Origin of the sequence: uncultured Anaerovibrio sp. (assembly GCF_947302755.1) — a bacterium.
Taxonomy (GTDB): domain Bacteria; phylum Bacillota; class Negativicutes; order Selenomonadales; family Selenomonadaceae; genus Anaerovibrio.
Window position 1 is genome coordinate 1 of the sequence record NZ_CAMYWM010000137.1, and the last position, 6,469, is coordinate 6,469.

Below are 6,469 nucleotides of genomic sequence, written 5' to 3' on the forward strand. Positions count from 1 at the left end.
CAGGCTATGCCATGGTGGAGCAGCGCAACAACATGAAGAGGGGCCAGGAAATCGAAGTATTTCAGCCCCATTTGCCAGGCTGCCGGATGATATTGGATGAAATGTACAACGATGAAGGTGAGCAGATTGATGTGGCTCCTCATCCCCAACAGCTGGTGAAAATGAAGATGGCCCAGCCAGTGGAGCCATATACTATTTTGCGCAGAGATATATAAAATGTATTTTTATGCGATAATATAAAAAAATACGTACCCCCTCCAACCTTGCGGGCACTTCCCCCAAGGAAGTCAAGATATAATAGCCTTCCCCTTAAGGGGAAGGGGGACCGTCGAAGACGGTGGATGAGGTGTCCCCAGAGGGCGGATGAGTTTTACAAAAAGGAGTATGATGAAATGGGTAAAGTGCTTGTAATTCATGGACCAAATCTGAATTTGCTGGGAACCAGAGAGCCGGAAATATACGGCTATGAGACTCTGGCGGACATTAATGATATGCTGCAGAAGCAGGCAGCCGCTCATGGCATTTCCACGGATTTTTTCCAGTCCAACCATGAGGGGGATATTGTGGATACCCTTCAGCAGGCCCAGACCAAGGGCTACGGCTTCATTATATTAAATGCTGCCGCCTTTACCCATTACAGCATTGCAATTCGGGATGCCATTGCGGCCATAAAGGTGCCGGTTATTGAGGTTCATTTGTCAAATGTGCACACCCGTGAGGAATTCCGCCATAAATCGGTAATTGCCCCGGTGGTTATGGGACAGATTTTGGGCTTTGGCGTTGACAGCTATTTTGGGGCCATGGCAGTTGCTATTAGAAAAATGAAGCAGAAGCTAAATTAATTTTTGGAAGTGTTTGATATGATTAAGGACAGAATAGAGGCACTTAGGGATTATCTGTATGACCAGCGGCTTGATGGGGTAATCATTAACAAGCTGGAGAACCTCCATTATTTCAGCGGCTTTACCGGTGATGATACCATGCTGGTGGTTTCTGATGAGGATGCGGTGCTGGTGACGGATTTCCGCTATGTGGAGCAGGCCCGGCAGGAGGCCCCGGATTATCGTCTGGCCAAGCAGGAAAAGGGATTGCTGCTGCGGGTGGCTGAGGTGGTGCAGGAGCTGGGGATCACCCAGGTGGGCTTTGAAGGAGCTGCCCTGGTGGTGGACTGGTACGGAAAAATCAAGGAACAGGTGGGGGACAGGATTACCCTAAAATCAGTGAATTTAAATGATCTCCGTCAGATTAAGGATCAGGAGGAGCTGGAATGCATACGGAAGGCGGTTGCCATAAGTGATAAGGCCTTTGAGGATATTATCACCTATATTAAGCCTGGTATCAGCGAAAATCAGGTGGCGGCCCGCCTGGAGGGGGTTATGCGCTCCCTGGGGTCCCAGCGGCCGGCCTTTACCACCATCACAGCCTCGGGAAAACGGGGAAGCCTGCCCCATGGAACTGCAACAGAAAAGTTGATTAATGCCGGGGAATTTGTTACAATGGACTATGGTGCTGTGTATAAAGGATATCATTCTGATATTACCCGAACCCTTTGCGTTGGTCGGGCAGATGTTAAGCAGCGGGATGTATACGATGCTGTCCTTCAGGCCCAGCTGCTGGGGGTGTCCCTGGTGAGACCCGGAGCAGCTGGCAAGGCAGTGGATGGTGAGGTAAGAAAATACCTTCACGCCAGGGGCTATGCCGAATATTTCGGTCACGGACTGGGCCATAGCCTTGGGCTGGAAATCCATGAATCACCTACCCTGTCACCCCGGAGCACCTGCGAAGGCTTGCAGCCCAATACCCTGATTACCGTTGAGCCGGGAGTATATATTCCCCATTGGGGCGGCGTCCGCATAGAGGATACGGTGTTGGTTACAGATACTTCACATGAGGTGCTTACATCATCTCCTAAAGAGCTGATTGAGCTGACATATTAACAATATATGAGGGTATGACACTTAATCTTCCCTTTTTCATTGGAGAAGGGAAACCGCTTGCGACGCAAAGCTAGTCCGGTAAGGGCGGTGGATTAGGTTAATAAAAAATTAATTTGCAATTTTAAATTGGAGGGTTTTTCTAATGATTACAAGTACAGATTTTCGTACAGGTTTGACAATCGAAATTGACGGTGGCGTATGGCAGGTAGTGGACTTCCAGCACGTTAAGCCAGGTAAGGGCGCAGCCTTTGTACGCAACAAGATCAAGAATGTTGAGACCGGTGCCGTTATTGAGCGCACCTTCAACCCTAACGAAAAAATGCCTCAGGCCCGTCTTGATACTGCCCGCATGGCATACCTCTATGAGACTGATGGTATGTACACCTTCATGGACAATGAGACCTATGAGCAGACTGAGCTTAACAAGGAGCAGCTGGGTGATGCATTGAACTATTTGCAGGAGAACATGGAAGTGGCTATCCAGTCCTATAAGGGCCGGATCATTGGTGTAACTCTGCCTAACTCTGTTGAGCTGAAGGTTACTGAGTGCGAGCCAAGTGTAAAGGGCAACACTGCTACCGGTGCTACCAAGATGGCTACCCTGGAGACCGGCTACGCTGTCCGCGTGCCTCTGTTCATCAACGAGGGCGATGTACTCCGCATCGACACCCGTACCGGTGCCTACATCGAGCGGGCATAATTTTTAAAATAAGCAAAATACACCTGAGATGGATTTTAAATTCGTTTCAGGTGTTTTTTGTAGAAAGAGTCACTTGTTTTCCCCCACCTAACGAGGTGGGGGACATCTTCAACTCGTTATATGCAGTGGGAAAATACATTCTACAGTTACTTTTGTATTGCAGAGGGGATGCTGGTGATATACTTTTGTTATCTGAAAAATCTAATAAATGGAGGTTATATGAATGTTTGAGAGAAAAATTATTGCCGATAGGCTGGTTGCGTTGGCATCAAACTTTATTCTTTTTCTCATTGTATTGTTATGCTCATGTCACATTGCTTCGGCACAAATTATCATTGCTGAGGGGACTGGTATAAATGAGGAGGCTGCACGCCAGGATGCAGTGCGCAATGCGGTTGAAGAAGCTGCAGGAACGTATATTGCCTCCAAGAGCTTGGTTGAGAATTATCAATTAAAGTTAGATGAAATATATTCTCAATCACAGGGGTATGTTACAAATATTGAAATTTTATCATCGTACAATGAAGGCAATATTTTTAAAATTAAAGCGAGAATAGATGTTGATACAAATCCTGATGCTACACTTATAAGTCGGTTGAACACCATTGTTATGCTTAATGATCCACGTATTGCTGTTGTTGTTATTGACAAAGAGAATCCTGTTCGTTCAGTTTTTAGTACCTCCAATGTTGATGAGCGCAGTGAAAGCAGCAACAGTCATGATTTGATAGTGGAGGAAGCGTTAAATGAACGATTAATTGATATGGGATTTACGCATGTTGTTGATGCTAATCAAGTGGCTCGTCTACGTAATTCCGAATTGTTAAATACTATTTATCGTGGTGGGACAATTATGACAGCACCATCTGAGGAAAGGCCAATAGATTATCTTGTATTCGGAAAATGCAAAGCCTCTGCTTATGATGTGCGAGTACCTGACGGGAAGGGGGGATATAAAGAGACACTTGTTAGCTCCGGACGTGCCATTTTGGAGATTCGATTGATTGACTTTTCAACAGGGAATATTGCTGCAACATTTACTGCAGAAGGACAAGGTGTGGATAATAACCAAGAATTAGCCCAAATTAAGGCAAAACAGGTAGCTGCTGCAGAGGCGGCAAAGAAAATTGAAGCAAAATTTCATAAGGTGGCTGCCAAAGCCTTTAGTGGTTTACATGTTATTGTAAAGACACAGGATATTAACGCTGTAGACCAGTTGCAACAAGAATTGCGCTGCCTGACGGGGGTACAGAATGTCTATTTTAGGGAAATGAATAATGGACAGGCTTTGATAGAGGTTGAGTCTGTACAAAAGCCACACATTCTCGCTAAAATGCTTAAAGCAAATTCAAAGCTTAACATTTATGTGGTTTCTATCAATAATAGCGAACTGAAGCTTTTGGTCCATTAATTGGATAAGCAATTCTACAAAAGCCATAATTTAAGACCATGTTTTGTGAAGGGAGAGGTTTATTTGATATTGGTGAAAAAAATAGTTTTGTTTTTTGTGGCAGCAGTGTTCCTTATGCCGAATTTTGTACAAGCTAATGATATTGACGATTATCCAACAATGGCAGTGCTTCCGTTTCAAAATAAAGCAGCTGTAACCTGGAACCATTTTGGAAACTATGCTGGAACGGCAGGCGAGGATGCAGGCTTTGAGCTGCAACGTTCCGGCAGATTTGAAGTGATTGAGAGAGAGCAGCTGCAAGCCATTGTAGATGAACATAGCCTTAATATGACGGGCTTGGTTAATCCTGCTTCAGCTGTGGAAATTGGTAAAATGTCCGGGGCAGATTTTGTAGCTATTGGCTCTGTTACAAGCCTTACAGCAAAGAGCAGTGCAGGGGTTGCTAACTCTGGAGGCATGGGCGGGACTATGGCTGGTGGACAAATATATACGGTGTCTGCCAAGGTGATGCTCCGGGTAGTGGATGTCAAAACAGGACGTGTCGTTCTTTATGGAAGAGGTAAGGGACATTCAGACAGTTCAAATTGGACGGTGAAAACTTCCCGTGGAAGTGGATATACGGTGACTATAGGTACAGTAGAGGTTAGCCAGGAACAATGTACTAATGCCATAGAGAAGGCCGTCAAGGATTCAATTAATGGTAAAGATGGGATTTTGGCAGAATTAGATGGAAGGGTAAAGTGATAAATATTATGGGATTGAAGAAAATTATATTAGGAGCTCTGTTAACGGGCCTTTTGTCGTGTCCGGCATTTGCCCAGCAGGCCGATGATCAGGTATACAAGGACATGCTGCAGGCACAGCATTTTATATTGACATACCAGGAAGAAGGATCACCCAATTTGACCAGAATTGTGGCAGATGGTGATACGAGACTTGTTCGGAAAAGCACAAATGTTAAGAATGGTATGGTATGGTCATCGAAGGCCATGTACCGTGATGGTAAACTGTACAGCTTCTTTGTAGATAGGGGAGAAACGAAAGCTCGTGTTTTGGCCCTGACTGATATAAATAGGGAGGATTTGGATCCTAAGGAGGAATGGCCTAAAACATATAGAATGATGGCTTTGCCTAAGGGCTTATCTGTGTTAGCCTGGGGTGATTCATGGAGAAATAATCCTATAAGCTTGACCGAACCTGTATTTAATAATGAAACTAAGGTGCTTATTAACGGTGTGGAATATACATGTAATCAGTATTCCAGTAATATACTGACCCAGCAGGGCTCAACCTCCGGAGTTATAACATATAATTTACTGTACAAGGATGGGAAGTTAGCCAAGATACAAAGATATTTGCAATATGATGGGCGTGAGAAAATGCTGGATACCCTGAATATAATTGAATTAAAGAAGGATTATGATGTATTTGAATTGGCACCATGGGGACAGCCTATCAATGTATATAAGGCCGATGCAGCGGATTTGAATGATTTGATGAATAATTATGTACAGGTAGAGGTATTGGGGGAAAATAAGAATGATAAAAAATAAATTTATAAGATTATTTTTGACGGCCCTTATAGCTTGTTGCTTTATATTTGGAACAGCCTCTGCCGGCAAAATAACTACATACAGTAATATGTTGTCATTAAGAAATTGTACAATACGTTATACCAATGTTACCCCCGCAGTTCGTATTCATAACATAGAGGCTGTCAGGCTTGGCTTTGAAGCTATGAGAATACCGCCACTTTATATTAATCAGAGCTATAAGGGTATAATTGTTCTGAGGGATACTGATAGTTACAATGAGGTTGACTATGGTACATTTGCCAAGTGTGTATTAAGAAATAAGGATGAAGTTTTCTCTTTTAATCGGGAGACAAAGGATGAAGAAGTGAATTATAGCTCATCAAAGGGTAAAAATAAGGTGGTGGCAGAAAGCTTTGACATAGAATCAATGCTTCTTTATGGTGAAAATTTTGGTCCTGCCGATGTTTCCCGGCTGTTTACGGCTATGCTGCCAGCGGACAAAAAGCCAGCTGGTTCCCCTGAATACAAGTATGTGGGTGAAGGAGAATTGCCTGATGGCAGAACATATGAGGATTACCGTACGGATACGGGTACTTCCGGACTGGAAGCAGTACGGTTTTATTTTCAGGGAAATGAGCTTACCAGAATTGCCGCAGCCTCCTATTTTATTAGACCGGACGGAAAAATGGACGGTAGAAAATGTGTATTGAACATTAACGAATTCGTCAATATACCTGACAGTAAGCTTTTAAAATTACCAGAAAAGGTTGAAGATAACACAGAACGTGGAAAAAATAAATAATATTTTTTATTAGATATATAGAGGGGAATAAGTTTGAAACAAGGATTTCTGATGAGTAACCGCTTTTTAGGCATAGCAAATAAG

8 protein-coding genes are annotated in these 6,469 nt (G+C 43.7%); all 8 read left to right on the top strand.

Annotated elements, in window-relative coordinates; all coding sequences use genetic code 11:
- Positions 1 to 215 (top strand): U32 family peptidase C-terminal domain-containing protein (locus Q0Y54_RS10950; protein ID WP_297967715.1); only part of this gene is annotated, 215 nt, incomplete at its 5' end.
- 177 nt (positions 216 to 392) lie between these two features.
- Positions 393 to 842, top strand: a complete 450-nt coding sequence (gene aroQ / locus Q0Y54_RS10955) for a type II 3-dehydroquinate dehydratase (RefSeq protein ID WP_297967717.1) — start codon at positions 393 to 395, stop codon at positions 840 to 842.
- Positions 843 to 860: 18 nt separating this feature from the next.
- The gene (locus tag Q0Y54_RS10960; RefSeq protein WP_297967720.1) at positions 861 to 1,937 is read left to right on the top strand and encodes a Xaa-Pro peptidase family protein; all 1,077 of its coding nucleotides are present in this window, start codon (positions 861 to 863) and stop codon (positions 1,935 to 1,937) included.
- A 142-nt stretch (positions 1,938 to 2,079) separates the two neighbouring features.
- Positions 2,080 to 2,637 (top strand): elongation factor P, encoded by a 558-nt coding sequence (efp, locus tag Q0Y54_RS10965; RefSeq protein WP_297967723.1) that lies wholly within the window; start codon positions 2,080 to 2,082, stop codon positions 2,635 to 2,637.
- Positions 2,638 to 2,860: 223 nt separating this feature from the next.
- Positions 2,861 to 4,048, top strand: coding sequence for a hypothetical protein (locus tag Q0Y54_RS10970; RefSeq protein ID WP_297967725.1), 1,188 nt, complete (start codon positions 2,861 to 2,863; stop codon positions 4,046 to 4,048).
- 72 nt (positions 4,049 to 4,120) lie between these two features.
- Positions 4,121 to 4,792 carry a CsgG/HfaB family protein gene (locus tag Q0Y54_RS10975; protein ID WP_297967733.1) on the top strand — a complete coding sequence of 224 codons (672 nt, stop codon included), beginning with the start codon at positions 4,121 to 4,123 and terminating at the stop codon, positions 4,790 to 4,792.
- An 8-nt stretch (positions 4,793 to 4,800) separates the two neighbouring features.
- Positions 4,801 to 5,601, top strand: coding sequence for a hypothetical protein (locus Q0Y54_RS10980; protein ID WP_297967728.1), 801 nt, complete (start codon positions 4,801 to 4,803; stop codon positions 5,599 to 5,601).
- Positions 5,602 to 5,689: 88 nt separating this feature from the next.
- A complete protein-coding gene (locus Q0Y54_RS10985; protein ID WP_297967731.1) occupies positions 5,690 to 6,385 on the top strand; it encodes a hypothetical protein in 696 nt (231 codons plus the stop codon).
- Positions 6,386 to 6,469 lie beyond the last annotated feature (84 nt).